This window comes from Sphingomonas sp. P4_G2 (genome assembly GCF_056401155.1).
On sequence record NZ_JBFUJY010000003.1, the window covers coordinates 312,990 to 338,865 of the forward strand.

General features: G+C 65.8%; 26 protein-coding genes. 12 read left to right on the forward strand and 14 right to left on the reverse strand.

Features of this window, described 5'->3' with window-relative positions; genetic code table 11:
- Positions 1-34: 34 nt before the first annotated feature.
- Complete coding sequence (locus tag AC1DRD_RS11090; RefSeq protein ID WP_478031321.1) at positions 35-658, forward strand: glutathione S-transferase family protein; 624 nt, start codon at positions 35-37, stop codon at positions 656-658.
- Between the two features lie 42 nt (positions 659-700).
- Here the strand turns inward: AC1DRD_RS11090 and aguB are convergent, their stop codons facing one another.
- Complete coding sequence (gene aguB / locus AC1DRD_RS11095; protein ID WP_478041416.1) at positions 701-1,549, reverse strand: N-carbamoylputrescine amidase; 849 nt, start codon at positions 1,547-1,549, stop codon at positions 701-703.
- A 67-nt stretch (positions 1,550-1,616) separates the two neighbouring features.
- On the opposite strand from aguB, the gene AC1DRD_RS11100 reads away from it, so the two are divergent.
- Complete coding sequence (locus AC1DRD_RS11100; protein ID WP_478031319.1) at positions 1,617-2,021, forward strand: low affinity iron permease family protein; 405 nt, start codon at positions 1,617-1,619, stop codon at positions 2,019-2,021.
- Positions 2,022-2,064: 43 nt separating this feature from the next.
- Here the strand turns inward: AC1DRD_RS11100 and AC1DRD_RS11105 are convergent, their stop codons facing one another.
- A complete protein-coding gene (locus tag AC1DRD_RS11105) occupies positions 2,065-3,282 on the reverse strand; it encodes an FAD-dependent monooxygenase (protein WP_478041417.1) in 1,218 nt (405 codons plus the stop codon).
- A gap of 360 nt (positions 3,283-3,642) precedes the next feature.
- Here AC1DRD_RS11105 and AC1DRD_RS11110 point away from each other — a divergent pair, with 360 nt between their 5' ends.
- From AC1DRD_RS11110 to ribA, 4 genes are all read left to right on the forward strand, one after another.
- On the forward strand, positions 3,643-5,946 hold the full coding sequence (locus AC1DRD_RS11110) for an FtsK/SpoIIIE family DNA translocase (protein ID WP_478041418.1): 2,304 nt from the start codon (positions 3,643-3,645) through the stop codon (positions 5,944-5,946).
- A gap of 128 nt (positions 5,947-6,074) precedes the next feature.
- Positions 6,075-6,698 (forward strand): LolA family protein, encoded by a 624-nt coding sequence (locus AC1DRD_RS11115; RefSeq protein ID WP_478041419.1) that lies wholly within the window; start codon positions 6,075-6,077, stop codon positions 6,696-6,698.
- Between the two features lie 299 nt (positions 6,699-6,997).
- Entirely contained in the window at positions 6,998-7,789 is a 792-nt protein-coding gene (locus AC1DRD_RS11120) for an exodeoxyribonuclease III (RefSeq protein ID WP_478041420.1), read from the forward strand.
- 10 nt (positions 7,790-7,799) lie between these two features.
- Positions 7,800-8,852: a GTP cyclohydrolase II gene (gene ribA, locus AC1DRD_RS11125; RefSeq protein ID WP_478041421.1), complete on the forward strand. Its 1,053-nt coding sequence runs from the start codon at positions 7,800-7,802 to the stop codon at positions 8,850-8,852.
- A 39-nt stretch (positions 8,853-8,891) separates the two neighbouring features.
- Here the strand turns inward: ribA and AC1DRD_RS11130 are convergent, their stop codons facing one another.
- Together AC1DRD_RS11130 and AC1DRD_RS11135 are read right to left on the reverse strand one after the other, a co-directional pair.
- Entirely contained in the window at positions 8,892-9,575 is a 684-nt protein-coding gene (locus AC1DRD_RS11130; protein ID WP_478031308.1) for an HAD family hydrolase, read from the reverse strand.
- Positions 9,572-10,234 carry a YggS family pyridoxal phosphate-dependent enzyme gene (locus AC1DRD_RS11135; RefSeq protein WP_478041422.1) on the reverse strand — a complete coding sequence of 221 codons (663 nt, stop codon included), beginning with the start codon at positions 10,232-10,234 and terminating at the stop codon, positions 9,572-9,574. Before AC1DRD_RS11135 ends, AC1DRD_RS11130 begins: the two co-directional genes overlap by 4 nt.
- Here AC1DRD_RS11135 and AC1DRD_RS11140 point away from each other — a divergent pair.
- Positions 10,233-10,793: a thiamine phosphate synthase gene (locus AC1DRD_RS11140; RefSeq protein WP_478041423.1), complete on the forward strand. Its 561-nt coding sequence runs from the start codon at positions 10,233-10,235 to the stop codon at positions 10,791-10,793. The genes AC1DRD_RS11135 and AC1DRD_RS11140 overlap by 2 nt on opposite strands.
- Before the next feature lie 85 nt (positions 10,794-10,878).
- Here the strand turns inward: AC1DRD_RS11140 and AC1DRD_RS11145 are convergent, their stop codons facing one another.
- Positions 10,879-11,535: a hypothetical protein gene (locus tag AC1DRD_RS11145; RefSeq protein ID WP_478031303.1), complete on the reverse strand. Its 657-nt coding sequence runs from the start codon at positions 11,533-11,535 to the stop codon at positions 10,879-10,881.
- A gap of 229 nt (positions 11,536-11,764) precedes the next feature.
- On the opposite strand from AC1DRD_RS11145, the gene AC1DRD_RS11150 reads away from it, so the two are divergent.
- From AC1DRD_RS11150 to holA, 4 genes are read left to right on the forward strand one after another with little or no spacing between them, the layout of a single operon-like run.
- Positions 11,765-12,202: a DUF3576 domain-containing protein gene (locus AC1DRD_RS11150; protein WP_478031301.1), complete on the forward strand. Its 438-nt coding sequence runs from the start codon at positions 11,765-11,767 to the stop codon at positions 12,200-12,202.
- Positions 12,203-12,250: 48 nt separating this feature from the next.
- Positions 12,251-14,743 carry a leucine--tRNA ligase gene (leuS, locus tag AC1DRD_RS11155; RefSeq protein WP_478041424.1) on the forward strand — a complete coding sequence of 831 codons (2,493 nt, stop codon included), beginning with the start codon at positions 12,251-12,253 and terminating at the stop codon, positions 14,741-14,743.
- Positions 14,740-15,237, forward strand: coding sequence for an LPS assembly lipoprotein LptE (gene lptE / locus AC1DRD_RS11160; protein ID WP_478031299.1), 498 nt, complete (start codon positions 14,740-14,742; stop codon positions 15,235-15,237). The genes leuS and lptE overlap by 4 nt, the downstream gene beginning before the upstream one ends.
- Positions 15,234-16,253: a DNA polymerase III subunit delta gene (gene holA, locus AC1DRD_RS11165; protein WP_478031298.1), complete on the forward strand. Its 1,020-nt coding sequence runs from the start codon at positions 15,234-15,236 to the stop codon at positions 16,251-16,253. The genes lptE and holA overlap by 4 nt, the downstream gene beginning before the upstream one ends.
- Positions 16,254-16,443: 190 nt before the next feature.
- Here the strand turns inward: holA and AC1DRD_RS11170 are convergent, their stop codons facing one another.
- The 6 genes from AC1DRD_RS11170 to AC1DRD_RS11195 are packed head-to-tail and all read right to left on the reverse strand — an operon-like array spanning position 16,444 to position 22,149.
- Positions 16,444-17,352 (reverse strand): ParB/RepB/Spo0J family partition protein, encoded by a 909-nt coding sequence (locus AC1DRD_RS11170; RefSeq protein WP_478041425.1) that lies wholly within the window; start codon positions 17,350-17,352, stop codon positions 16,444-16,446.
- The gene (locus tag AC1DRD_RS11175; protein WP_478031295.1) at positions 17,349-18,134 is read right to left on the reverse strand and encodes a ParA family protein; all 786 of its coding nucleotides are present in this window, start codon (positions 18,132-18,134) and stop codon (positions 17,349-17,351) included. The genes AC1DRD_RS11170 and AC1DRD_RS11175 overlap by 4 nt, the downstream gene beginning before the upstream one ends.
- Complete coding sequence (gene rsmG, locus AC1DRD_RS11180; protein ID WP_478041426.1) at positions 18,131-18,742, reverse strand: 16S rRNA (guanine(527)-N(7))-methyltransferase RsmG; 612 nt, start codon at positions 18,740-18,742, stop codon at positions 18,131-18,133. The genes AC1DRD_RS11175 and rsmG overlap by 4 nt, the downstream gene beginning before the upstream one ends.
- Positions 18,739-20,577 (reverse strand): tRNA uridine-5-carboxymethylaminomethyl(34) synthesis enzyme MnmG, encoded by a 1,839-nt coding sequence (mnmG, locus tag AC1DRD_RS11185; RefSeq protein WP_478041427.1) that lies wholly within the window; start codon positions 20,575-20,577, stop codon positions 18,739-18,741. The genes rsmG and mnmG overlap by 4 nt, the downstream gene beginning before the upstream one ends.
- Positions 20,578-20,614: 37 nt before the next feature.
- A complete protein-coding gene (gene mnmE / locus AC1DRD_RS11190) occupies positions 20,615-21,895 on the reverse strand; it encodes a tRNA uridine-5-carboxymethylaminomethyl(34) synthesis GTPase MnmE (RefSeq protein ID WP_478041428.1) in 1,281 nt (426 codons plus the stop codon).
- Positions 21,896-21,918: 23 nt separating this feature from the next.
- Complete coding sequence (locus AC1DRD_RS11195; protein WP_066824160.1) at positions 21,919-22,149, reverse strand: DUF6489 family protein; 231 nt, start codon at positions 22,147-22,149, stop codon at positions 21,919-21,921.
- Between the two features lie 103 nt (positions 22,150-22,252).
- Here AC1DRD_RS11195 and AC1DRD_RS11200 point away from each other — a divergent pair, with 103 nt between their 5' ends.
- Positions 22,253-22,954 (forward strand): dienelactone hydrolase family protein, encoded by a 702-nt coding sequence (locus tag AC1DRD_RS11200; RefSeq protein ID WP_478041429.1) that lies wholly within the window; start codon positions 22,253-22,255, stop codon positions 22,952-22,954.
- A 21-nt stretch (positions 22,955-22,975) separates the two neighbouring features.
- Here the strand turns inward: AC1DRD_RS11200 and AC1DRD_RS11205 are convergent, their stop codons facing one another.
- The 3 genes from AC1DRD_RS11205 to rho all read right to left on the reverse strand — a co-directional run bounded on the left by AC1DRD_RS11205 (position 22,976) and on the right by rho (position 25,870).
- Positions 22,976-23,611, reverse strand: coding sequence for a TerC family protein (locus AC1DRD_RS11205; RefSeq protein ID WP_478041430.1), 636 nt, complete (start codon positions 23,609-23,611; stop codon positions 22,976-22,978).
- A gap of 47 nt (positions 23,612-23,658) precedes the next feature.
- Positions 23,659-24,312, reverse strand: coding sequence for a YjbE family putative metal transport protein (locus AC1DRD_RS11210; RefSeq protein ID WP_478041431.1), 654 nt, complete (start codon positions 24,310-24,312; stop codon positions 23,659-23,661).
- A gap of 301 nt (positions 24,313-24,613) precedes the next feature.
- The gene (gene rho, locus AC1DRD_RS11215; protein ID WP_066805204.1) at positions 24,614-25,870 is read right to left on the reverse strand and encodes a transcription termination factor Rho; all 1,257 of its coding nucleotides are present in this window, start codon (positions 25,868-25,870) and stop codon (positions 24,614-24,616) included.
- Between the last annotated feature and the right edge of the window lie 6 nt (positions 25,871-25,876).

Here is a 25,876-nt window from a genome sequence, read left to right on the forward strand (position 1 = left end):
CGGCGCTGGGCTGCCCGGTTCGACGGAGACTGACATGAAGCTCTATGCGCTGACCAAATCGCTGAATTCCCGCAAGGTTTTGGCGCTGATCCACCATCTCGACCTGCCGGTGGAGATTGACGCCATGACCGTCGAGCAGGTCCAGTCCGACGCTTATGGCGAGATCAATCCCAACCGCCTGGCGCCGACCCTGGTCGACGGCGATTTCGTGCTGTGGGAATCGAACGCGATCGGACTCTATCTCGCCGAGGGCAGTGCGATGATCCCTGGCGACCGTCGCCAGCGGCTCGACATGCTGCGCTGGCTGCTGTGGGAAGGCGTGCATTACAACAAGGCGCTCGGCACGATCTTCTTCGAATCGGTCGTGCGTCCGCAATTGGGCTGGGGCGAGACCAACCAGCCGTTGGTCGACGATGCGCTGGTACAGGCGGCGCGCCTGCTGCCGGTGCTCGACGCCCATCTCGCGACGCGCGAGTTCATGCTCGGCGACCGGCTGAGCTTCGTCGACTTCGCGATCGCCTCAGCCGAGCCGTATCGCGACGCGATGCCGGTCGACTTCGACGCCTATCCCAATGTGCAGCGCTTCTACGACACGATCGCGCTGCTGCCGGCATGGCAAAAGGCGCTCGGCCAGCCGCGGATGGCCGTCGCGGCGTGACGTCAGCCGGGCGTCGCCATCGAGCGGCGCCCGGTTTCGCGATCAGATGTCTTGCACCAGCCGGCCGTACAGTTCCGGCCGGCGATCGCGGAAGAAGCCGAATGCGGCGCGGTGGCGCTTGACGCGATCGAGGTCGAGCGTCGCGGTGATCACGCCTTCTTCTTCACGATCGAGCTCGGCCAGGATGTCGCCGCGCTCGTCGGTAATGAAGCTGGTGCCGTAGAAGGTCTGGCCGTGCTCGGTGCCGACGCGGTTGGCGGCGACCACCGGTACGACGTTCGACACCGCATGGCCGACCATCGCGCGGCGCCATAGCCGCGCGGTGTCGAGCGCTTCGTCGTGCGGCTCGCTGCCGATCGCGGTCGGATAGAACAGGATTTCCGCGCCCATCAACATCATCGCGCGCGCGGTTTCGGGATACCATTGGTCCCAGCACACCCCGACGCCGAACTTGGCCGAGGGGCCGTCCCACACCTTGAAGCCGGTATTGCCGGGGCGGAAATAGAATTTCTCTTCGTACCCGGGCCCGTCGGGAATGTGGCTCTTGCGATAGACGCCGGCGACCTTGCCGTCCGGATTGACCATCGCCAGGCTGTTATAATGATGCGGGCCGTCGGCTTCGAAGAAGCTGGTCGGGATCCACACTTTCAATTCGGCGGCGAGGTCCTGCATCGCCAACACCGCACGATGCTCGGCGGTCGGCTTGGCGTTGGCGAACAGCCCTTCGTCCTCGACGCGACAGAAATATTCGCCCTCGAACAATTCGGGCGGCAGGATGACTTGCGCGCCCTTGCCCGCCGCCTCGCGGACCAGGCGCGAGACGTTGGCGATATTCGCCTCGATATCATCGGAAAAGGCGAGCTGGAGCGCGGCGACGCTGATCTGGGTCATGACCTCTGCCATAGCGGGGAAGGGTGGAAAGTGGCAGTCCCTGCCGCAGGGTCAAGAGGAGCGGCGAATGGAGCGTATTTTCGAGACGATCGCGGGCAAGGTCGCGAGTTGGACCGGGCGTCCGCCGGCGTTCGTCCTGGCGCTATCGGTGATCATCGTCTGGGGCGTGACAGGGCCGATCTTTCATTATTCCGACACGTGGCAGCTGATCATCAACACCGGCACCACCATCGTCACTTTCCTGATGGTGTTCCTGATCCAGAATGCGCAGAATCGCGACGGATCGGCGATCCAGGCCAAGCTCGACGAGCTGATCCGCTCGCTGCAAGGGCCGCGCGACGAGTTCGTTGGGATCGAGCATCTGACGCAGGATGAACTCGAGCAGATCAAGGCGAAGCTGGAAAAGGAATGCAGCGAGGTCGGCGCCGGCACCGACCACGCTTCGGTCCAGCGGCTGATCAATCGGTTGTGAGCCCTGCTTTTCCTCTCCCCTTCCGGGAGAGGAGTTGAATGGATCAAACCGCCAACCCCGCCAGCAATTTTGGCAACGCGCCCGATTCGCCGCGTGCTTCGGCAATGAAGCGGTCCTTGAGCATCGGCGCGTGCTGCACCGCCGATAGTCCGAATCGCCGCACCGCGCTGGCGGTCTTGCCGGGAATGCCGAACAATCGGGTCAGGCCGTCGGTCGCCGCCGCGACCATGAAGGTGTCGAGGCTGCGCCAGCGTTCGTAGCGCGTCAGCAGCGCGCGATCGCCGACGTCGAGCCCGATCCGCTTGCCGTCGACCAGCACTTCGACCAGGGCAGCGACGTCGCGGAAGCCGACATTGACCCCTTGTCCCGCGATCGGATGGATGCCGTGCGCCGCGTCGCCGACCAATGCCAGCCGCTCGGCGGTGATCGTCGCGGCATGATGGAATCCCAGCGGATGCGCGAAGCGTGGACCGAGCCAGGTGATCTTGCCGAGGAACCCGCCCATCTTGCGCTCGAGCTCGGCCATATAGCCGCGGTCGCCGAGCTTCTGCATGCCGGGGCCCTGGTTCCCGCGCACCGACCAGACGATCGCCGAGCGGTGCCCGCGATCATCGTCGTTCAAGGGCAGGATCGCGAACGGTCCCTCGGGATAGAAGATCTCGTAGGCGACGTTCTCGTGGCTGTGCTCGTGGCCGATCGAGGTGACCAAGGCGACATGGTCGTAGGTCCAGCGCGCGACGTTGAGCCCCGCCGCCTCGCGCGTCGGCGAATTGCGGCCCTCCGCGCCGATCAGCAACGACGCCCGCACCTGGCTGCCGTCGCTTAACGTGGCGCGAACGCCAGCTTCGTCGCGCTCGATCGCGACGGCGCGCGTCTGCATGTGAAGGTCGACGCCCGGCGCGGCGCCGGCGGCATCGAGCAAGGCGGCGCGCAGATCGCGATTCTCGAACATCGTGCCGAGCGCGGTCTCACCGTCCTGCGGCACGAAATCGAGCGCACCAGGAGCGAGCCCGTCGGACACGCGGATGCCTTCGATCGGACAGCCTTTGCCCGCCAGCCGATCGGCGACCCCGATCGCGCGCAGCATGTTCATCGGCGCGCTGGCGATCGCGGAGGCGCGCCCGTCGAATCCCGCCGCGGTGACCACCGCCGGATCGGCGGGATCGACCACGATGCTGGTGATGCCATGCGCATCGGCCGCGACCGCGAGCGCACTGCCGACCAGCCCGCCGCCAAGGATGAGAAGATCAGCCTGAGACATGCCGAATCCCTACGACTTGAGGTTCCGAGCGGCAATGGGGGGCGAGGAACGCAAATCCTCCCCGTTCACGGGGAGGGTGTTCGGACTTTGGCATGCCCCCGGCATGCCAAGATCGTGTCCGGGGGACACGATCTCGTCCGAACACATTGGCGCAGCCAATGGTGGAGGGGGCGGGCCGCCAGCGAGTCCGGGGAGGCTAGCCCCCACCACCAAGCCGCTGCGCGTCTTGGTCCCCCTCCCCATAAATGGGGAGGATTTAGCTCGGCCAGCGCACTCTCCATCCACACCGCCTTGACGTCGGACTCCGGTAGAGCGAGAATCCATCGTGAACGCACAGCGTACATTTCGGGGGATTCGACCATGGCCAGCCGCGCGCAGACGCCGCTCTGGCGGGAAACGGTGAAGGCGGGCGCGGCCCGATCGGGCGCGATGATCGTCGCGGTGGCGGTCGCCGCGGTGTCGGTGCTGCTCGTCCTGTCGCTCGCCAGCTATCATTCGGGCGACCCGTCGCTCAGCACCGCTGCGGGCGGGCCGGCGCAGAATCTGATCGGCTATCCGGGCGCGGTGTTCGCCGACCTGGCCTACACCGTGCTGGGCTGGCCGGCCTGGGGCATGCTGGCGGTGGGGCCAGTAATCGCCTGGCGGCTGTGGCGCGACGAAGAGGTCGGCGGCTGGGTGCGGATGGCACTGACCGCCGCATTCGGGCTCGCGCTGGTCGCGACCGCGCAGGGATTCGTCTCAAGCGGTGCCAGCCTCGACTGGCCGGCGGGCAAAAGCGGCCTGGTCGGCATGCTGATCGCCGACGGCCTCAAATGGCTGATCGCGCTGATCGGTAATCCTGTCGCGATATTGTGGACCGACCGAGTGGTCGGGACGCTCGCGGGGCTGTCGGGCGCGGTGATCTGGTTCATGAGCCTGGAAGTCGGGATCCCGCGCGTGCCGGCGATGCCGCGGATCGGCCGCGCCGCCGAGGTGCAGCGCCTGACCGACCAGCGCCCGGGCGATCGTGTGATCGACATGGAGTCCGAACAATCGATTCGCCAGCCGCGCGCCGTCGCTTTGCCCGACAATCGCCCGGCGCCGGTCATCGCCGAGCGCAATGCCGCGCCCGCGCCGGCCAAGCCAGCCAAGCCCAAACAGGGCAGTTTCGACCTGCGCGACAATTATCCGTTGCCGCCGCTCGATCTGCTCAAGGCGGCGCCGCCATCGACCGGCGGGCCGATCGACAAGGCCGCGCTGGAGCGCAATGCGCGGCTGCTCGAAACCGTGCTCGACGATTTCCACGTCAAGGGTCAGATCACCGCGGTCCATCCGGGGCCGGTGGTGACGATCTACGAGCTCGAGCCCGCCGCCGGGACCAAGGCGAGCCGAGTCGTCCAGCTCGCCGACGATATCGCGCGCAACATGTCGGCAGTGTCCGCACGCATCGCGCCGATCCCCGGACGCACCGTGATCGGCATCGAATTGCCCAATGCGCGGCGTGAAACGGTCAATCTGCACGAGCTGATGGCGTCGGACGCGTTCGAGGATCAGTCGGCGTCGCTGCCGATCGTGCTGGGCAAGAATACCGCCGGCGATCCGGTGATCGTCGACCTGGCGCCGATGCCGCATCTGCTCGTCGCCGGCACGACCGGATCGGGCAAGTCCGTCGGGCTCAACTGCATGATCCTGTCGCTGCTCTACAAGCTCGATCCCAAGCAGTGCCGGATGATCATGATCGATCCGAAGATGCTCGAATTGAGCATGTATGACGACATCCCGCATCTGCTGTCGCCGGTGGTCACCGACCCGTCCAAGGCGGTTCGCGCGCTCAAATGGGCGGTCGAGCAGATGGAGGACCGCTATCGCATGATGGCTTCGGTCAACGTGCGCGGGCTCGCCAGCTTCAACGACAAGGTTCGCGCCGCCAAGGTCAAGGGCCAGCCGCTGGGGCGCAAGGTCCAGATCGGCTATGAGGACGGCAAGCCGGTTTACGAGGAAGAGCAGCTCGAATTCGAGCCGCTGCCGCAGATCGTGGTCATCGTCGACGAGCTCGCCGATTTGATGATGACCGCAGGCAAGGAAGTCGAATTCCTGATCCAGCGGCTGGCGCAAAAGGCGCGCGCCGCCGGCATCCACCTGATCATGGCGACGCAGCGCCCGTCGGTCGACGTCATTACCGGCGTGATCAAGGCGAACCTGCCGACGCGCATCTCGTTCAACGTCACCAGCAAGATCGATTCGCGCACCATCCTGGGCGAACAGGGCGCCGAGCAGCTGCTCGGCAAGGGCGACATGCTGTACATGGCGTACGGCAAGCAGATCAGCCGCGTCCACGGCCCGTTCGTCAGCGACGACGAGGTGCGGGCCGTCGCCGATCACTGGCGCGCGCAAGGCCAGCCCGATTACATCCAGTCGGTCACCGAGGAGAATGAGGACGGCTTCGCGCTCGACGGCGCGCCGCTGGGCGAGGATTCGGCCGAGGACCAGCAATATCGCGGCGCGATCCAGCTGGTGGTCGAAAGCCAGAAGGCATCGACCTCTTGGCTGCAGCGCCAAATGCGAATCGGCTATAATTCGGCGGCGCGGTTGATCGAGCGGATGGAAAAGGACGGCATCGTCGGCCGCCCCGATCATGTCGGCCGGCGAGAAGTGTTGCGCGACCGCGAGGGCAACCCGCTGTAATATGATGTCAGCTTCGCTGACCGGCACCGGCTCCGGTTCGGCGCAGCTGAACCGGACCAGGACTCGCGCGTTCAGAGCGGGTTCAAGCCTTTGGCGCCACCCTGGTCGCCTGTTTCAGGAGAATATTCGTGACGTCTCGCGCCCTAGCGCTGTTGTTCGTGCCCGCTTTCGCTGCCACCGCTGCGATCGCCGCGCCGGCGGCGACCTCGCCCGACCTTGCCAAGGTCCAGGAGCATCTGCGCGCCGTGCAGTCGATGTCCGCGGCGTTCAGCCAGTATGACCGCAACGGCAAGACGCTGACCGGCACCCTGTCGTTGAAGCAACCGGGCAAGCTACGCTTCCAGTACCAGAAGGGCGTGCCGATCCTGATCGTGGCCGACGGCAAGTCTCTATGGTTCCTCGACTATCAGGTCGGGCAGAAACAGCGTTGGCCGATCGGCGGGTCGCCGTTGGGCGTCCTGCTCGATCCCGGCAAGGACATCAGCCGCTTCGCCAAGGTGATGCCGACTGCCGATCCTTCGGTCATTTCGGTCGACGCCAGCGATCCCAAACATCCCGAATATGGCCGCATCACGTTGGTGTTCGAGCGCAACGCGGCGGGGCCGGCCGGCCTCATCCTGCGCGGCTGGGTGGCGCTCGACGCGCAGAACAATCGCACGACGATTCGACTGTCGGACCCAAAGTTCAACGTGCCGATTTCCGACGGAACGTTCCGCTTCAACGATCCAGTGCGCGGCGGCCCAAGAAAATAACCGACCGTTCATCTGGGCGACAGCTTCGCCCGCTTAATACAGTTCTCGCGGATGTGGGGCGGTTCAGGATTTTCCCCCTGTTGCCTGAAACGGACCACTTCCCGCCTGCGTGACGAACGCTAGGTCGGCCCCTGTTCCATGCCCCCGGAACAGGGGCCTTTCCTTTTTTTGATCGGCTCTCGCCGATGGGCGGTGCCAGCCCGCTCCCCCACCCGACCTCCCATAGAATACTGACGTTGGGAGGTCGGGTGGCGGAGCAGACTGGCACCGCGACGGATCGATAGCTACATCGCGAGCACATGACCTCCCTCAAGATCGTCTCCTGGAACATCAACTCGGTGCGGTTCCGCATCGAGATCGTCGAAAAATTCCTGCGCGAGGTCGCGCCCGACATCTTGTGCCTGCAGGAAACCAAGGTGATCGACACCGACTTCCCCGAAGGCGCGTTCCGTGCGCTCGGCTATGACACGATCTTCCTCCATGGTCAGCGCATGCACCACGGCGTCGCGATCGTCAGCCGCGTGCCACTGGTCGAGGACGACCGATTCGACTGGCAAGCCAATCGCGAGGCGCGGCATGTCGGCGTGCGGTTGCCCAACGGCGTGCGGCTGGAGAATGTCTATGTGCCAGCGGGCGGCGACATCCCCGACCGCGAGGTCAATCCGAAGTTCGGCCAGAAGCTCGATTTCGTCGAGCGGATGACCGCCTGGTCGTCGACGCTCGATTGCCCGACCATCCTGACCGGCGACTTCAACATCGCGCCGCTCGAATCGGACGTGTGGAGCCACAAGCAACTGATCAAGGTCGTCAGCCACACGCCGATCGAGGTCGACGCGCTCAATCGGCTCAAGGATTCGAACTCGTGGGTCGATCTCGGGCGCCATTTCTATCCGGCGCCGGCGCGCCTCCACACCTGGTGGAGCTATCGCTCGCCCGATTGGACGGTCAACGATCGCGGCCGGCGGCTCGACCATATGTGGGCGACCGCCGATGTCGCGGCCACGGCGCGGTCGCATCAGGTGTTCGAGGACTGCCGCAACTGGCTCAAGCCGTCGGACCATGTCCCGATCATGACCGAGTTCGACCTGTGAAGGCGCCACGATGAGCGCGCGCGACGTCGCCCGCGCGATCGATGCGCTGCGCCGCGGCTGGCCGATCGCGATTCGCGGCGCCGGTGACCCAGTCGGGCTGCTGGCGATCGAAACCGCCGATGCCGGGCGGATGAAGGCGTTCGACCCCGAAGGCGAGTCGCCGATCCTGTTGTCGGCCGGGCGCGCCGCCACGCTCAAGCTTGCCAATCAGCTCGAGGCGGCGATTCCCGATTCGCCGGTATTGGTCGAACGCACTTTCTGGATCGATTTCGACTGCGCGGTCGCGCTCGCCGATCCGCAGCTCGACATGGCGACGCCGATGAAAGGCCCGTTCCGCGCGATCCATGTCGAGGATCGTGACGTCATGGCGGCGGCCCTGTCGCTCGCACGCACCGCCGGTGTGCTTCCCGCCTTCTTCGTCGGCTCGGCGCCGGACGAGGTCATCACCATCGCCGATATCGAGGCGTTCGAGGACCCGATCAGCCTGGCGATCGCCGCGCGCGCCAAATTGCCGGTCGCCGGCTCGGAGAATTCGGAGATCGTGGCGTTCCGATCACCCGATTCGCCGGGCGAGCATGTCGCGCTGATCATCGGCCAGCCCGATGGCCGCCCGCCGCTGGTCCGCCTGCACAGCGAGTGCCTGACCGGCGACGTGCTCGGCAGCCTGAAATGCGATTGCGGGCCGCAACTCCATGCCGCGATCCACGCGATCGAGGATACCGGCTGGGGTATCCTGCTCTATCTCCGCCAGGAAGGGCGCGGGATCGGGCTGGTCAACAAATTGCGCGCTTATGCGCTGCAGGATCAGGGGTTCGACACGGTCGACGCCAATACGCGATTGGGGTTCGCGGTCGATGCGCGCGATTTCCGCGTCGCGGCGCGGATGCTCGATCTGCTCGGTCAGACAACGATCCGCCTGCTGACCAACAATCCGGAGAAAGTCCGCGTGCTCGAGGCGACGGGAATCACGGTCGCCGAACGCGTGCCGATCGCGCTGCCGCCCAATCCGTTCAATGCGAAGTACCTCGCGACCAAACGCGATCGCACGGGGCATCAGCTTTAAGCCACGGTTGGAGTGTTAGCCCAAGGTGACGGTTGGGCGTCAGGCGAGCAGGCTTGCCACGTCGTCAAAGTTCGATGCCACCGCCGCCACCCCGATCGCGCGCAGGCGGTCGGCATGATCGGGCGCGCAATGGCTGCCCGCGCACAGGCCGATGACGTGCCCGCCCGAGGCGACCGCGCCGGTTGCGCCGACCGGCGAGTCCTCGATGATCGCACAGTCGCCGATCGTCACGCCGAGCTTGTCGGCAGCATAAAGGTAGAGATCGGGCGCCGGCTTGCCACGCTCGACATGCTCGCGGCCCGAATAGAGATGATCACCGAAAATGTCGGACAGGCCGATATGCTCGAGATGGCGGCTGATCCAGCGCGTCGAGCTTGACGATACCACCGCCTTGGGCAGGTCCGTGGGCAGCGAACGGACGAAGGCGATCGCGCCGGCGACCTCGCCGATCCCTTCCGCCATCACGCGCGCATCCTCGGCCTCGCGCGCGGCGAAGAAGTCCTCGGGCAATGCGCGGCCGATCCACGCCTCCACCCGATCGAGGAAATCCTTGCCCGCATAGCCCATGAAATTGGCCATCGACTCTTCGGGCGTGGTCGGGTGGCCGATCGACGTCAGGAAATCGGCGATATGCTTGTTGCCGATATATTCGCTCTCGATCAGCACACCGTCGAAATCGAACAGCAACGCCGCGAACCTGATCGGGATCACACCGCCGCTCATGTCCGCGCTCCGAACAGTGCCGATCCGACGCGGACATGGGTAGCGCCAAGCGTCACCGCGGTCGGATAATCGCTCGACATCCCCATGCTGAGGCCGGTCAGGCCGTTGTCGCGCGCCAGCTTGGCGAGCAATGCGAAATAGGGTGCCGGTTCGACCTCGAGCGGGGGCACCGCCATCAGCCCGACGATCGGCAGATCGGCGGCGCGCGCTTCGGCGAGCAGAGCGGGCAGATCGGCGATCGCGCAGCCACCCTTTTGCGGCTCGTCGCCGATATTGACCTGGACGAAGCAACCGGGGCGGCGGCCGCTTTCCATCGCCTTGGCCAGAGCGGCAATCAGCGACGCGCGATCGACCGAATGGATTTCGTCGAACAGAGCCACCGCGTCGGCCGCCTTGTTCGATTGCAGCTGGCCGACCAGAGCAAGGCGGAGGTCGGCGTGGCGTTCGCGCAGCGCTGGCCATTTTCCCTGCGCTTCCTGCACGCGATTCTCGCCGAACACGCGCTGTCCCGCGGCGATCAGCGGCTCGACCGCCTCGGCGGGGTGCGTCTTGGAAATGGCGATCAGCTCGATCGCGTCGCTGCGCCCGGCGAGCTTCGCCGCCCGGGCAATCGCATCGCGGACGCCGGTGAGCCGCGCGGCGGGGTCGTCGGTCGTCATGCCGCGCGCTATAGGCAGGGTCGTGCCGCATCGCCAGTCCCCGATCCCAGTTTTGTGGCTGATGACCGACGAGCGGCTCGGCGACGGGCTGTGGGCGGCGCTGCGGCGCTTGCCGCGCGGGAGCGGCGTGGTGTTCCGGCATTATGCGATGCCGGTTCGGGAGCGGCGGGTACTGTTTCGGCGCGTGGTGCGCGTTGCGCGCGCGCGCGGGTTGGTGGTGGTTCGGGCCGGGGAGCGGGCTGGGTTCGGCGAGGATGGAGTGCATGGCGGAGTGCGTGGGAGCGGGCTGCGGACGGCGGCGGCGCATGATCGGGCCGAGGCGGTCGCCGCGGTGCGGCGCGGGGCGGACGTGCTGTTCGTGTCGCCGGTGTTTGGGACTCGGTCGCATCCGGGGGATGATGGGTTGGGCGAGCGGAAGGCGCGGCGGATTGCTCAAGGTCTGCCGGTTATCGTGATCGCGCTTGGCGGAATGGGCGCGCGGAGATTCCGGGGAATGGCCGGGTTCGATGGCTGGGCGGCGATCGACGCGTGGGGCGCGGGCGGTGGCGGCGCGAAGTGAATTCGCGCCGTCGGTCCTCGCTACGCGAGGCCGGCCGAGCCCGTTTCCGAGCGCGATTTAACTGCGTTAAATCCCTGAAACGGGCTTAGAACCTGAACGCGGTTCCGACGTACACCGCCTGGCTGTCACGCTGCGCATCGGGCAGCGGGGCGAGGCGATCGCGATCCTGCGACTTGTAGCGGACGCCCGCGGTCACATCGAGATTGCGGCTGAGCGAATAGGACCCGCCGACATCGATCGAATCCTTGGGCAGAGATCCCACCAGGCGCGTATCGCCGACCGTGGTACGTTCACTGGTCGCCTTCAGCCTGTTGGCGCGGCGGACCGAGAAGCTGGTGCCGAGATCGATCGGCTTGGTGCCGACCGGGCTCGCGGCCAGATCGATCTTGAGATCGCTCGGCGTCACGACGTGCTTGACCGGAGCGTTGCGGCCGAGATCATAGGCGATCGGCGCCAGGCCGACCGAATCGGTATCGACCGTCGGCGCGCCGCGCAGCGTCACGACACCGGTCTTGACCGCTGGCGGCGGCGTCACGCGGCGTTGCGTGCCACGCGATTCGGCCGGCGTGAACCGGAACGGAGTCGTGTCGAGCCCGTTGCGCGCGATCAGCGCGGCAAGCTTGGGATCGGCCGAGGCCGGGGTGAAGAAAGACGCGACAGGGCGCGAAATCAACCGCTTGGCGGCATCGGGTGCGCCGATCGCGGGCACGGCAAACGCGGCGGTGACGGCTAGCGTCCCCACCACAGTTCCGAAAATTGCCCGCTTCCCAACCACGATTGGTTCCCTGCGACTCCAATAGTCATACAAGCCCTAACACGGTTCGATCCCGACTCGCCACAGGTGATCGCGTTTTTCCGCCGAGTGTTGCATTGCGTCCACAGACTCGTTCTGGTCTGTCGGCGCTTGCGGCGGACGGCCCTGTGTCTATAGATGCGCGATAATCTCCCCCTTTCGTATCAGGGAACGACCGATGACCCTTCTGCGCCGTGCCGCGTATCTGGCCCTTCCGCTCTCACTGATGGCGTGCGCGCACCACCGGGGAGGGCCCGCCAAGGCCGATATCGCCGCGTCGAAGGTGACGACGATCGGCGTCAACGCCTATCTGTGGCGAGCGACCCTCGATACGCTGAGCTTCATGCCGCTGCTCCAGACCGATTCCAACGGCGGCGTCATCGTCACCGACTGGTACGTCAATCCGCGCTCGCCCGGCGAGCGGATGAAGGTCACGGTGTCGATCCTCGACCAGGATTTGCGCGCCGATGCGATCCGCGTCGCGGCATTGCGCGAAGTCAGCACCAACGGTCAGTGGGTCGCGGCGCCGGTCCAGGCAGCGACGGTGCAGAAGCTCGAGGACGTGATCCTTACGCGTGCCCGCGACCTTCGTCGCCAGGCGATCGCTCCTAAATAAGCAAGAACCCGGCGGGCGGGTAATGCCCGCCCAGCAGGATAGACCCTAATGTCGCGCTTCAACCCGCTGAAAGCGGATGCCCATTGGCAAAAGATCTGGGATGATTCCCAGACCTTTGCCGCGCGAGACGATTCGCCCAAGCCCAAAAGCTATGTGCTCGAGATGTTTCCCTACCCGTCGGGGCGGATCCATATGGGCCATGTCCGCAACTACACGATGGGCGACGTGCTCGCGCGCTATCGGCGGATGAAGGGGATGGAAGTGCTCCACCCGATGGGGTGGGATGCGTTCGGCATGCCGGCCGAGAATGCCGCGATGGAAAAGCACGTCCATCCCGGCGGCTGGACCCGCCAGAATATCGCGACGATGAAGGCGCAGCTGAAGCGACTGGGCTTCGCGCTCGACTGGTCGCGCGAGATCGCGACGTGCGAACCCGATTATTACGGCCAGGAACAAGCGCTGTTCCTCGACATGCTCGCCGCCGGCCTGGTCTATCGCCGCGAATCGGCGGTCAATTGGGATCCGGTCGACATGACCGTGCTGGCCAACGAGCAAGTGATCGACGGCCGCGGCTGGCGGTCGGGGGCGCTGGTCGAGAAGCGCAAGCTCAACCAGTGGTTTCTCAAGATCACCCAATTCGCCGACGAACTGCTCGAAGGGCTGAAGGGCCTCGATCACTGGCCCGACAAGGTCCGGGTGATGCAGGAGAATTGGATCGGCAAGAGCCAGGGGCTGCAATTCGCCTGGTCGCTGTCCGACGGCGGATCGGTCGAGGTGTTCTCGACGCGCCCCGACACGATCTTCGGCGCGAGTTTCATCGCGGTCGCCGCCGACCATCCGATCGCCCAGGGCGTCGCCACGCGCGATGCGAAGGCGGCCGCGTTCATCGAACTGTGCAAGCAGGGCGGGACCACCGCGGCCGAGCTCGAGACGCAGGAGAAACTGGGCTACGACACCGGCATCACCGCGACGCATCCCTTTGATCCGGCGTGGCAAATCCCGGTCTATATCGCGAACTTCGTGCTGATGGACTATGGCACCGGCGCGGTGTTCGGCGTGCCCGCGCACGACCAGCGCGACTTCGAATTCGCGACCAAATATCAGTTGCCGATCCGCCGCGTCGTATCGGACGGCGACCGCACCGACGCCGATTTCACCGATGCCGAAGCCTATTCAGGCCCGGGCACGATCGTGAACTCGCACTTCCTCGACGGCATGGATGTCGAGGACGCCAAGCGCGAGGTGATCATCCGCGCCGAGGCGGGCGGCTGGGGCAAGGGCACCACCGTCTATCGCTTGCGCGACTGGGGAGTCAGCCGCCAGCGTTACTGGGGCACGCCGATCCCGATCATCCACTGCGACCAATGCGGCGCGGTGCCGGTGCCGCGCGACCAGCTGCCGGTGGTGCTGCCCGAGGATGTCGCCTTCGACATTCCCGGCAACCCGCTCGACCGCCACCCGACCTGGAAGCATGTCGATTGCCCGTCCTGCGGCGGCAAGGCCGTGCGCGAGACCGATACGCTCGATACTTTCGCCGATTCGTCCTGGTATTTCATCCGCTTCGCCAGCCAGCCCAAGGACAGACCGTTCGACCGCGCGATGGCCGAGCAATGGCTGCCGGTCGGGCAATATATCGGCGGGGTCGAGCATGCGATCCTGCACCTGCTCTATGCCCGCTTCTGGACGCGCGCATTGAAGCATATCGGCATGCTCGACATCGCCGAGCCGTTCGCCGGGTTGTTCACCCAGGGGATGGTGACGCACGAGACCTATAAGTCGATCGAGGGCAAATGGCTGAGCCCCGATGACGTGCGCGACGGCAAGGAGATCGCCACGGGGCAACCGATCACGGTCGGCCGCACCGAGAAGATGTCCAAATCAAAGAAGAACACGATCGATCCCGAGCCGATCGTCGACCAATATGGCGCGGACGCGACGCGGTGGTTCATGCTGTCCGATTCGCCGCCCGAACGTGACCTCGCCTGGTCCGAGGCCGGAATCGAGGGCTCGTGGCGCTTCGTCCAGCGGCTGTGGCGCCTGGTCGATGGGATCGAGCAGGGCGAGGGCAATGACGTAGCGCTCGATCGCAAGCTGGCGCAGACGATCGCCGGCGTCGCCGTCGACATCGAGGCGCTGCAATTCAACAAGGCCGTCGCCAAGCTCTACGAACTGGTCAATGCGATCGAGAAGGCCAAGCCCTCCGCGTCGCGCAGCAACGCGATCCGTACGCTCGTCCGCCTGGTCTCGCCGATGACCCCGCATCTCGCCGAAGAAGCCTGGGCGGCGATGGGCGGATCCGGGCTGGTCGCCAATGCCGACTGGCCGTCTTATGATCCGGCGTTGCTGGTCGAGGATGAGGTGACGATCGCGGTGCAGGTCAACGGCAAGTTGCGCGATACGTTGGTCATGCCCAAGGGCAGCGACAGAGCGGTGGTCGAAGCCGCGGCGCGCGCCAATCCCAACGTGCTCCGCATCCTGGACGGCGCCGAACCGAAGAAGGTGATTGTCGTGCCCGATCGTCTGGTCAATCTGGTCGCATGAAGCGACTCGCGCTCCTCCTCGCGCTGGCGACCGCCGGCTGTGGCCTCCACCCGCTCTATGAAGGCGGGGCTTCGGGTCCGGTCGCTTCCAGCCTGTCGCGAATTGAGGTCGCGCCGATTGCCGGCAAGAACGGCTATCTGATGTCGACCGCGCTGCGCGATCGCCTGCCCTCGCGCAGCGGCGAGCCGGCGCTGTACCGGCTCGAGGTCAAGCTCGACGATTCGATCACCGGCCTGGGCGTGAAGCGCGACGACACCATCACGCGCGAGCGCCGGTCGCTGCGCGCGCGGTACCAGCTGGTCAATGCGTCGAGCGGCGAAGTGCTGGTCGACGCGACCGCGGGGTCGGATGCCGGCATCGACGTGGTCAATTCGGAATATGCCACGATCGCGGCCGAGAACACCGCGCTCGAAAACCTGTCGCAGATCGTCGCCGATCAGATCGTCACGCGGATCGCCGTCTATCAGCGCCGCGCCGCCGCCTCGGCGAAGTGAAAGCGTCCGAAAATCAGCTAGTTAACTCGCTGGATTCGGCGGCTTCCGCGGTTCGGCTCTATCTGCTCCACGGTCCCGACGAAGCGGGCGCGATGGACTATGCCACGCGGCTGGGACGGGCGCTTGGCGCCGATGCCGAAAAGGTCGCGATGGAAGGGCCCGCGCTGCGCGGCGATCCCGGAAAGCTGGTCGACGAAGCGCGGTCGCTCGCCTTGTTCGGTGGGCGGCGCTGGATCCTGGTCGCCAATGCCGGCGACGAATCGCTTGAGGCCGCGCAAATGCTGCTCGCCGAGCCGCAAGTCGAGCATCCGGTGGTGATGATCGGGCCGGGGCTGCGCACCACCTCGAAGCTGGTCCAGTTCGCGATCGCGCAGCCGGCGGCGATGAGCTTCGCCTGCTACATTCCCGATGGCGCCAATGCCGACCGCATGGTGGTCGGGATCGCGCGCGAATACGGCCTGCGCCCGACGCCGACGGCGATTCGGCGGTTGATGGCGGCATCGGGCGGCGATCGCAGCGTGATCGCGCGTGAAGTGGAGAAACTCGCGCTCTATCTCGACGCGGCGACCGACCGGCCGCGCGAGCTCGACGACGAGGCGCTCGACGCGCTGGGGGCCGATCTCGGCGAATCGCAAATGTCCGACGTGGTCGATGCCGCGCTGGAGGGGCGGGTGCACGACATCGCGCGCGAACTGGCCCGATTCGCCGATTCGGGCGGTGCTGCGATCCCATTGCTGCGCCAGATCGTCCGCAAGCTGATGACGCTGGCGGCGATGCGCGCCGAGGTCGATGCCGGCAAACAGCCATCGGCGGTGGTCAAGGCACGGCGAGTCCATTTCCGCGAGGAACCGGGGATGATCCGCCAGGTCCAGAAATGGAAATCGCCCGACATCGCCGCGGCGATCGACCGGTTACGGCGGGCCGAACGTCAGTTGATGGCGCCGGGCGGGGCAGGGGAATTGTTGTCCGACGTCGCGATTACGGAGACGACACGCGCCGCGGCGCGGATGCGGTAGATTTGGTTCACGCAAAAGCGCGAAGGCGCGAAGAAGAATAGATTGATGTTCGCGCGGAGGCGCGGAGAGCGCGGAGGTGTTTCGCTGTGGGCTGCGCGCGAAACTCAAATGCGGCGATCAAACGCTGAGCCTCGCTCGCGCAGCGAGGCTCTCCAAAATCTCCGCTTTCTCTGCGCCTTCGCGTGAACAATTAAAGCGGTTCGCCGGTTAGCCGCTGGCACACCATGTCGAGCTGGTCGAGCGTCGAATAGGACACGGTCAGCGTCCCGCCCTTCGCCCCATAGGTGATCTTCACGCCCAGCCCGATCACGTCGGTCAATTGGCGTTCGAGCGCGGCGATATCGGCATTGCGTCCGCCATGGCCACCACCACTGCCACCGCCATGGCCGCCCGATGTCCCGTCGTCCTTCGCTGCCTTGGCCAGCCGCTCGGTCTCGCGCACCGACAGGCCGCGAGCCACTACCTCGGCTGCGAGGCTTTCCACATCCGGGGCGCCGATCAAGGCGCGCGCATGCCCCATGTCGATCTTGCCGTCGGTCAACAGCGACAGGACAGATTCCGGAAGATCAAGCAATCTCAATAGGTTAGCGATATGACTGCGCGACTTGTGGACCAGCTTGGCCAACGCTTCCTGTGTATGGCCGAACTCGTTGATCAGCCGCTTATACGCATCGGCCTCTTCGACTGCGTTGAGATCGCGGCGCTGGATATTCTCGAGCAGCGCGATTTCGAATGTATCGGCATCGTCGAGCTCGCGGACGATCACGGGGACTTCGTGCAGCCGGGCACGTTGCGCCGCGCGCCAGCGGCGCTCGCCAGCGACGATCTGATAATTGCGGCCGTGCGGGCGGACCAGGATCGGCTGGAGCACGCCGCGCGCGGCGATCGATTGCGCCAGCTCCTCGAGTGAGGCTTCGTCGAACACGCGGCGCGGCTGGCCCGGCTGTGGCGTCAGTGCGCCAACCGGCAGCATGCGAATACCCGCGGGTGTTTCGCCGCCACCCACCGTCGGCACCGCTTCGGGCGCGATGTCGCCGAGCAGAGCGTTGAGGCCGCGGCCAAGGCTGGGGCGCGGCTTGCGGGGAGCTTCTGTGGTCATGCGGCGATCGCCGGGGCAGCGGGGGGCAGGCGCCCAATCAACTCACGCGCCAGCGCCATATAGGCTTCGGACCCCGAACAGCGATAATCGTAGATCAAGGCTGGTAGCCCATGGCTAGGCGCTTCGGATAGCCGCACGTTGCGCGGGATCACCGTGTCGAACACCACCTTGCCCAGCACCGCGCGGACATCCGCCGACACCTGGTCGGTCAGCCGGTTGCGGCGATCGTACATGGTGAGCGCGACCCCCAGGATCGCCAGGCCGGGATTGAATCGCGAGCGGATGCGCTCGACCGTCGACAGCAACTGGCTCAGGCCTTCCAGCGCGAAGAATTCGCATTGCAGCGGCACGAGCAAAGAATCGGCCGCGACCATCGCGTTGATCGTCAGCAAGCCGAGCGAGGGCGGGCAGTCGATCAGTACAACATCCCAGCGATCGCTCGCGACTTCAAGCGCATGGTCGAGCCGGTGCGTGCGTTCCTCATAATCGACCAACTCGATTTCGGCGCCCGACAGATCGACCGTCGCGGGGACGATGTCGAGCCCGGGCACCACCGTCCCGACCACCGCGTCGACCACTGAGCAGTCGCCAATCAGAATGTCGTAGCTCGATTTCTTGCGATCGGCGCGATGGATACCGAGCCCCGTCGAGGCATTGCCTTGCGGGTCCAGGTCGATGATCAGCACTCGCTTGTCGGTCGCCGCCAGCGCGGTGCCCAGATTGATCGCCGTCGTGGTCTTGCCCACGCCGCCCTTCTGGTTGGCCACGGCAATGACGGTCATCGCGCCCGTACTCCGCGCGCGATCACGATGCTCGAGTCTGGATCGGTGATGCTCTGTTCCACGTGGAACATTCCATGCCATCTTTGCTTGGCGCGCGCCACCTCTTCGCGCGCCGCTCGGCCCTTTGGTAGCAGCCAAAGTGTCTCATTGCTGGCGCATTGCGCCGCCGACGCGATTATCTGTGCCACCTGCGCGACTGCCCGCGCAGAAATGACCGCGACGGGTTGGCGAACATTCTCGACCTTGCCGGTAATCACCTCGACTTGGGGAAGGGCAAGCGTCGCAGCGGTTTCGCGCAGGAAATCGGCGCGCAACCGGCGCGGCTCGACCAGGATGAAGCGGCGTTCGGGCTGCACCGCTGCCAGCGCGAGCCCGGGAAATCCCGCGCCCGTTCCGATATCGAGCCAATCACCCTTGTCGGGCGCCAGCGGCGCGAGCTGCAGCGAATCGACGATATGCCGCGACCAGATCGTCGCCAGGGTCGAGCGCGCGATCAGATTCTGCTGGTCACTCTCGACCGTGACGATTGCCGCCAGATGCTCAAGCCGCCCGATCGCCTCGGCGTCGAACCGCGCCGCCGCCCAGTCTTGCGCCTCATCCTCGGTCACGCTGCGGCCCGCGTCGCGTGGAGCAGGATTGCGGTGAGCGCCGCCGGCGTGATGCCACGGATGCGTCCTGCGGCTGCAAGGGTCGCCGGGCGTGCCGCCGTCAACCGTTCGACCATTTCGTTGGACAGGCCGGGAATCGCCGCGAAGTCGAGATCCGATCGCAGCGCGATGCGCTCGCTTGCGCGCAGCTCGGATACTTCGGCCTCTTGCCGCTCGACATAGGGAGCGTAGCGCGCGTCCTCGATCGCCTCATCGACGACGGGGGTAGGCGATGCGGCAAGGGCGGGGGAGACGTGCGCCAGCTCGACGCCGGGAAAACGCAGCCACTCACCGGCGGAACGCCGCGCACCGTCCTGCGCGACTTGCGCGCCAAGCGCCGCCAGCGCGCTCGCGGTGAGCGGCTCAGCCAGATGCGCATCGACGGCAGCTCGTTCCGCCTCCCGCCCGCGGACATGGTGCAGCCGCTCCTCGCCGAGCAGACCAGCCGCCTCGGCGACCGCACTCAATCGCGTCTCCGCATTGTCGGCGCGGAGCCGCAGCCGGAACTCGGCGCGTGCGGTGAGCATGCGATAGGGCTCTGTAACGCCTTGCAGGACCAGATCGTCGATCATCACGCCGAGATAGGATTGCGCGCGGTCAGGTACGAAATCGGCGATGCCGAGCGCGACGGCTGCGGCATTGGCGCCAGCGACCAGGCCCTGCGCCGCGGCTTCCTCATATCCCGTCGTGCCGTTGATCTGCCCGGCGCAGAACAGGCCGGGCAGCGCCGCGACCGCCAAACGGTGGTCGAGCGCTCGCGGATCGATATGATCATATTCGACCGCATAGCCGAACGCGGTGATCCGGGTGCGTTCAAGCCCAGGAATGGAGGCGATCAAGGCCTGCTGCACATCGGCGGGCAGGGAGGTGGAAATGCCATTGGGATATACCGTGGCGTCATCCAGCCCCTCTGGTTCAAGGAAGATCTGGTGCCCATCGCGATCGCCAAAGCGGTGGACCTTGTCCTCGATCGATGGGCAGTAACGCGGGCCGACACCTTCGATATCGCCTGAAAAGAGCGGGGAGCGATCGAGGCCCCCACGAATAATCGCGTGCGTCGCCTCCGTGGTCCGGGTGATCGCGCACCACAATTGGGGGAGGGGGCGGCTCTTCGACAGCGCCGACATCGTCCAGCGATCCACCTCGGACGGCTGCACTTCGGTCCGCGCCCAGTCGATCGTGCGGCCATCGAGGCGCGGCGGGGTGCCGGTCTTGAGCCGCATCATCGGCAACCCGAGATCGCGCAACTGCGTAGCCATCACCGTCGCCGCGCGTTCGCCCAGGCGCCCGCCCGCATCGCGCTCGTCGCCGCGGAACATGCGGGCGCCCAGGAATGTCCCGGTTGCCAGCACCACAGCAGGTGCGGCGAGGCGCTCGCCATCGGCCATCTCGACGCCGGCCACCCGGCCGCCGTCGATCACCAATGCCGTCGCTTCGTTCGCAACTATCTGGACGCCTTCATGCCGCGCGAGCAGTTCCCGCACCGCTGCACCGAACCGGCGCCGATCGGCCTGGACTCGCGGACCTCGCACCGCGGCACCCTTGGAGCGGTTGAGCATGCGATAATGAATCGCCCCGGCATCGGCGGCGCGCGCGATAATCCCGTCGCAGGCATCGACCTCGCGAACCAGATGCCCTTTGCCGAGCCCACCAATGCTCGGGTTGCACGACATCGTCCCGATATTGCGCGCGTCGAACGTGACCAACGCGACCGACGCGCCGCGTCGCGCGGCCGCCGCGGCGGCTTCGACACCGGCATGGCCGCCGCCGATCACGATGACATCGAAGCTGTTCATGGCGGCGCGATTAGCAGGGATGTTCCACGTGGAACACTCACTTTCCGATGCAGAACCTAGAGAACAAGGCATCCAACATCGCTTCGATGCCGACATCGCCGGTGATTCGCGCCAGCGCCACGTTGGCCCGCCGCAATGCGTCGGCAACGACGAGCTCGTCCGATGCACCGATGTCACCAAGTGCCTCAAGCGCCTCCTGGCAATGAGACCGCTGACGTTGATTGAGTGCCATATCGGTCGCGCCGGGGATCAGCGCCGCCGAGCGACTCACCAGCAGTTCCCATATCTGCTCGACTCCGGCGCCCGTCTCCGCCGACACCGCGAGTGCCGCACCAACGGGCATATCCTCGCGGCCGGCCACATCGGCGCGGGCATGGAGCCATAGCATCCGGTCCTCGGGCGGGTTCTCGTCACCCAACCACAGCACCAGATCGGCCCCGGCGATCGCCTGCCCAGCACGATCGATTCCGATCGCCTCGATCACGTCGCCCGTCGAATCCCGCAGCCCGGCTGTATCGGTCAAGACGAAGGGGATGCCGGCTCGCGAGACCGGCACCTCGATCCGGTCGCGCGTCGTCCCCGCGATCGGCGAGACGATCGCCGCCTCGCGCCTGGCCAATGCATTGAGCAAGGTCGACTTGCCGCTATTGGGCGGGCCCGCCAGTACGACGCGGATGCCGTCGCGCAGGCGATCCACCGCAGGAGCGCTAAGCGCCGCTTCGATCGCGGACGCCACCGTCCGGGCGCCGCTTCGAATGCTATCGAGCAACACCGGGTCGACGTCGGCCTCGTCCGAAAAATCGAGCGACGCTTCGAGCCGTGCCGCCAGTCCAAGCAGCGCGGCGCGCCAATGGGCGATCTGCCGCGACAGCGTGCCGTCAGCCATCGCCAGCGCCGCGCGCCGCTGCAATTCGGTCTCCGCCGATAACAGGTCGCCAAGGCCTTCCGCTTCGGCAAGATCGATGCGGCCATTGGTCAGCGCCCGCCGGGTGAACTCGCCTGGCTCGGCCCGCCGCAATCCCGGCTGTCGGGCCAGAGCCGCCTCGACCGCGGCAACTACCGCGCGACCGCCATGGACGTGCAGTTCGACCAGATCCTCGCCCGTCGCGGTGTTGGGGGAGGGGAAGACCAGCACCAGCGCGCTGTCGAGATGATCGCCGCTCGCCGGGTCGCGCAAGGTCCGCAGCCGTGCTTCACGTGGAACAGGCAAATCGCCAGCTAGCGCCCGCGACGCCGCAAGAGCCTGTGGGCCGCTGATACGGATGACCGCGATCGCCGCCGGCGGCAGACCGGACGAAGGGGCAAAGATCGTGCTCATGGCAATGTCACGCCAAACGGCGATTACTCGCTCTTGCCGCCCTCGAACATCTTGCGCCAGAATTGCATCCCGGCATCGCCCATCGGCATCCAGCTCTTCATCATCGTCTCGAGCAGTTCGGGCTTGACCATATTACCGTCCATCGCGCCCATCAGCGCCTGGACATATTTGTCATGGATCGGCGTCAGATCGGGCAGGCCGATCGCGCGGCGCGCCTCTTCGGGGGTGCAATCCACCTCGACATTGATCTTCATCGCCGAAACTCCGCTTGAGCGCGCCGGCCGCGCTGCTACCTGTTTGAACGACCTGTATGCGCGCGACGGACCATCAATCGCAACGCCCCATTCGGAGAGAGCCATGACCGCGACGATCAAGATCGAGACGCTCGAAAAAGATGCCAGCTTCGATGCTTATGTTGCTGAGCCTGCCGGGGGCAGCGCGAGCGCGGCGATCATCGTCATCCAGGAGATTTTCGGGGTGAATGCCGGCATCCGCCGCAAATGCGACCAGCTCGCCGAGGCAGGCTATCTTGCGATCGCGCCCGATCTGTTCTGGCGGCTCGAGCCAGGTATCGAGCTCGATCCCGACATCCCCGATCAGTTCAAGGCCGCGCTCGAGCATATGGGCAAGTTCAATCAGGATCAGGGTATCCGCGACATCGAGGCGGCGATCCATGCCGCGCGCGACCGCGTTGGCGGCGGCAAGGTCGGCGCGGTCGGTTACTGCCTGGGCGGGCGGCTCGCCTATATGACCGCCGCGCGCACCGATATCGACGCGACCGTCGGCTATTACGCGGTCGGCGTGGACGGCCTGTTGCGCGAGAAGCACGCCATCGCGCGGCCGCTGATGCTCCATATCGCCGGCGCCGACGGCTTCGTCAGCCCCGAGGTGCAGAAGGCGATGCACGAGGGGCTGGACGACCACCCCAAAGTCACGCTGCACGACTATCCCGGAGTCGACCACGGCTTCGCGACCGAGTTCGGCAACCGCCGGAGAGAAGAGGCTGCCAATCAGGCGGACGACCGCACGATGGCGTTCTTCGCCGATAATTTGGACTGATTTATCTTATATAACAGCATGTTACGGTAACCTGATGTCGACGCCCAGCGCCGGCAGCACGCCGATCCGCCGGTCGGTCAGGCCGTCGTAGATCATCGAGCACGCCACCCACAATATCACTGCCAGCCCGACATAGGCGACCCAGCGATAGCGGTCGATCACGCGCGCGATATAATTGGCGGCTAGTCCCATCAGAGCGACCGAGAAGACCAGGCCGAAGATCAGGATCGCCGGGTGGTCGCGTGCCGCGCCGGCGACGCCGAGGACATTGTCCAGACTCATGCTGACATCGGCGAGCGCAACGGCGATGACCGCGCCGCCAAAGGTCTTGGTGCGCCCTGCATGTATTTCGTCGTGGCCGGCATGATGGCGCAACTCTCGCCACATCTTCCACGCCACCCACAGCAGCAGCAACCCGCCAGCGGTCAAAATACCAACGAAATTAAGAAGATAGGTCGCGACTAGCGCGAACAGGATACGCAGCACCAACGCCGCCAGCGTCCCGAACAGGATGACCTTGCGTTGCTTGTCGTGGGGCAAGCCAGCGGCAAGCGCACCGACCACAACGGCATTGTCCCCCGCCAGCGCCAGATCGATCACCACGACCTCGCCCAGCACGGCAAGCGATTCGGCGGAGAAGAAGTCGGCGATGGTCATCGGCGGTCTCTACAAGCCCGCTAACGTGACGGATGTTCCCGGGCTAATCAAATCCAGCCGAACAACCGTCCAAGCCCGATCGACGGATCGACGATCCCTTCGTGGATCATCGATCCCGCGACGTAGAGGATCACGACCAACCCCAGATACGCGATCCAGTGATAGCGCTCGATCAGCCGCGCGATGTAATTGGCCGCGATCGCCATCAGCGTGACCGACAGCGCCAGCCCGAACAGCAATACGGTGGGATGATCGCGCGCCGCGCCGGCCACGGCGAGCACGTTATCGAGGCTCATCGACAGATCGGCGAGCGCGACCTGGAACGCCGCCTTGGCGAAGCTCTTGGGTGCGCGGGCCGGCGTAGCGGCATCGGCGGCAACCGCCTTGTCGTGGCGCCGTGCGTGCTGCAGCTCGCGGAACAGCTTCCACGCCACCCACAACAGCAACACGCCGCCGGCGAACAGCAGGCCGACGACGTGGAGCAATTGCGTCGCGACGAATGCGAATGCCACCAGGCAGAGCAATGCGACGCCGACGCCGATCGACAGGACACGCTTGCGGTCCTTTTCGGGCAGGCCTGCGGCGAGTGTGCCCAGGACGACGACGTTGTCGCCGGCCAGCATCAGGTCGATCATGATGACCTGGCCCAATGCGGCGAGGCCCGCGGCGGTGAAGACGTCGGAGATATCGATGACCGGCATGGGGAGGCGTTAGCAGCGAGGGGGAGGGGTGCAAATGAAAACGGCGCGGGGTTAGCCGCGCCGACACGCTTGTCGGATGTGCCATCGCATCGAAGCCGTCGCCCCGGCGGAGGCCGGGGCCGCTGGCGACGGTCCAACACCGCTTGAGGCCCCGGCCTCCGCCGGGGCGACGGGTCGTTTGGTTCGTCGACAATGGGGGCGGGCGGCGCGGAGTAAATCCGCGCCGTCGGTCGGAGCTGCGCTCCGCCGGCCGAGCCGGAACGAGTCCTGAGCCAGCGGTGCTGGCTCAAGCCGTTCTCGGCTACTGGTTCATACTGTCGAAGAAGTCTTCGTTGGTCTTCGAATCCTTCATCTTGTCGAGCAGGAATTCCATCGCGTCGGTGGTGCCCATCTGCATGAGGATGCGGCGCAGCACCCACATCTTCGACAGCTTGCTCTTCTCGACCAGCAGCTCTTCCTTGCGGGTACCGGACTTGCCGACATCCATCGCCGGGAAGATGCGCTTGTCGGCGACCTTGCGGTCGAGGACGATTTCCGAGTTACCGGTGCCCTTGAATTCTTCGAAGATGACTTCGTCCATGCGGCTGCCGGTATCGATCAGCGCGGTGGCGATGATCGACAGCGAGCCGCCTTCCTCGATATTGCGCGCAGCACCGAAGAAGCGCTTCGGGCGCTGTAGCGCGTTGGCGTCGACACCGCCGGTCAGCACCTTGCCCGACGATGGGACGACAGTGTTGTAGGCGCGGCCGAGGCGGGTGATCGAGTCGAGCAGGATCACGACGTCCTTCTTGTGCTCGACCAGGCGCTTGGCCTTTTCGATCACCATTTCGGCGACCTGGACGTGGCGCTGCGCAGGTTCGTCGAAGGTCGAGCTGACGACCTCGCCCTTCACGCTGCGCTGCATATCGGTGACTTCTTCCGGGCGCTCGTCGATGAGGAGAACGATCAGGAAGACTTCGGGATGGTTGTCGGTGATCGCCTTGGCGATGTTCTGCAGCATCACCGTCTTGCCGACGCGGGGCGGGGCGACGATCAAGGTGCGCTGACCCTTGCCCTGCGGGCTGACGATGTCGATCACCCGCGCCGACTTGTCCTTGATCGTCGGGTCGAGCTGGTCGAGCGTCAGCTTCTGCTCGGGATAGAGCGGCGTGAGGTTGTCGAAATTGACGCGGTGGCGGACCGCGTCGGGATCGTCGAAATTGACGCTGGTCAGCCGCGTCAGCGCGAAATAGCGCTCGCCGTCCTTGGGCGCACGGATCTCGCCTTCGACCGTGTCGCCGGTGCGCAGGCCGAACTTACGGACCTGGTTGGGCGAGATGTAGATGTCGTCGGGGCCGGCGAGGTAATTCGCCTCCGGGCTGCGCAGGAAGCCGAAACCGTCGGGCAGCACTTCGATCGTGCCCAGGCCCATGATCAGCTCGCCATTTTCGGCCTGTTCCTTGAGGATCGCGAACAGCAGATCCTGCTTGCGCAGAGTCGACGCGCTCTCGACCCCCAGCTCTTCGGCCATCGCGACGAGCTCGGCGGGGGGTTTCTTCTTGAGGTCTTTAAGATGCATTTCGGG

What these genes read in the sequence shown, in the direction of transcription:
- AC1DRD_RS11090 (WP_478031321.1), top strand. Translation starts at nt 35, where the DNA reads ATGAAGCTCTATGCGCTGACCAAATCGCTGAATTCCCGCAAGGTTTTG.
- aguB (WP_478041416.1), bottom strand. Translation starts at nt 1,549, where the DNA reads ATGACCCAGATCAGCGTCGCCGCGCTCCAGCTCGCCTTTTCCGATGAT.
- AC1DRD_RS11100 (WP_478031319.1), top strand. Translation starts at nt 1,617, where the DNA reads ATGGAGCGTATTTTCGAGACGATCGCGGGCAAGGTCGCGAGTTGGACC.
- AC1DRD_RS11105 (WP_478041417.1), bottom strand. Translation starts at nt 3,282, where the DNA reads ATGTCTCAGGCTGATCTTCTCATCCTTGGCGGCGGGCTGGTCGGCAGT.
- AC1DRD_RS11110 (WP_478041418.1), top strand. Translation starts at nt 3,643, where the DNA reads ATGGCCAGCCGCGCGCAGACGCCGCTCTGGCGGGAAACGGTGAAGGCG.
- AC1DRD_RS11120 (WP_478041420.1), top strand. Translation starts at nt 6,998, where the DNA reads ATGACCTCCCTCAAGATCGTCTCCTGGAACATCAACTCGGTGCGGTTC.
- ribA (WP_478041421.1), top strand. Translation starts at nt 7,800, where the DNA reads ATGAGCGCGCGCGACGTCGCCCGCGCGATCGATGCGCTGCGCCGCGGC.
- AC1DRD_RS11130 (WP_478031308.1), bottom strand. Translation starts at nt 9,575, where the DNA reads ATGAGCGGCGGTGTGATCCCGATCAGGTTCGCGGCGTTGCTGTTCGAT.
- AC1DRD_RS11140 (WP_478041423.1), top strand. Translation starts at nt 10,233, where the DNA reads ATGCCGCGCGCTATAGGCAGGGTCGTGCCGCATCGCCAGTCCCCGATC.
- AC1DRD_RS11135 (WP_478041422.1), bottom strand. Translation starts at nt 10,234, where the DNA reads ATGACGACCGACGACCCCGCCGCGCGGCTCACCGGCGTCCGCGATGCG.
- AC1DRD_RS11150 (WP_478031301.1), top strand. Translation starts at nt 11,765, where the DNA reads ATGACCCTTCTGCGCCGTGCCGCGTATCTGGCCCTTCCGCTCTCACTG.
- leuS (WP_478041424.1), top strand. Translation starts at nt 12,251, where the DNA reads ATGTCGCGCTTCAACCCGCTGAAAGCGGATGCCCATTGGCAAAAGATC.
- lptE (WP_478031299.1), top strand. Translation starts at nt 14,740, where the DNA reads ATGAAGCGACTCGCGCTCCTCCTCGCGCTGGCGACCGCCGGCTGTGGC.
- AC1DRD_RS11170 (WP_478041425.1), bottom strand. Translation starts at nt 17,352, where the DNA reads ATGACCACAGAAGCTCCCCGCAAGCCGCGCCCCAGCCTTGGCCGCGGC.
- AC1DRD_RS11175 (WP_478031295.1), bottom strand. Translation starts at nt 18,134, where the DNA reads ATGACCGTCATTGCCGTGGCCAACCAGAAGGGCGGCGTGGGCAAGACC.
- mnmG (WP_478041427.1), bottom strand. Translation starts at nt 20,577, where the DNA reads ATGAACAGCTTCGATGTCATCGTGATCGGCGGCGGCCATGCCGGTGTC.
- mnmE (WP_478041428.1), bottom strand. Translation starts at nt 21,895, where the DNA reads ATGAGCACGATCTTTGCCCCTTCGTCCGGTCTGCCGCCGGCGGCGATC.
- AC1DRD_RS11195 (WP_066824160.1), bottom strand. Translation starts at nt 22,149, where the DNA reads ATGAAGATCAATGTCGAGGTGGATTGCACCCCCGAAGAGGCGCGCCGC.
- AC1DRD_RS11200 (WP_478041429.1), top strand. Translation starts at nt 22,253, where the DNA reads ATGACCGCGACGATCAAGATCGAGACGCTCGAAAAAGATGCCAGCTTC.
- AC1DRD_RS11205 (WP_478041430.1), bottom strand. Translation starts at nt 23,611, where the DNA reads ATGACCATCGCCGACTTCTTCTCCGCCGAATCGCTTGCCGTGCTGGGC.
- AC1DRD_RS11210 (WP_478041431.1), bottom strand. Translation starts at nt 24,312, where the DNA reads ATGCCGGTCATCGATATCTCCGACGTCTTCACCGCCGCGGGCCTCGCC.
- rho (WP_066805204.1), bottom strand. Translation starts at nt 25,870, where the DNA reads ATGCATCTTAAAGACCTCAAGAAGAAACCCCCCGCCGAGCTCGTCGCG.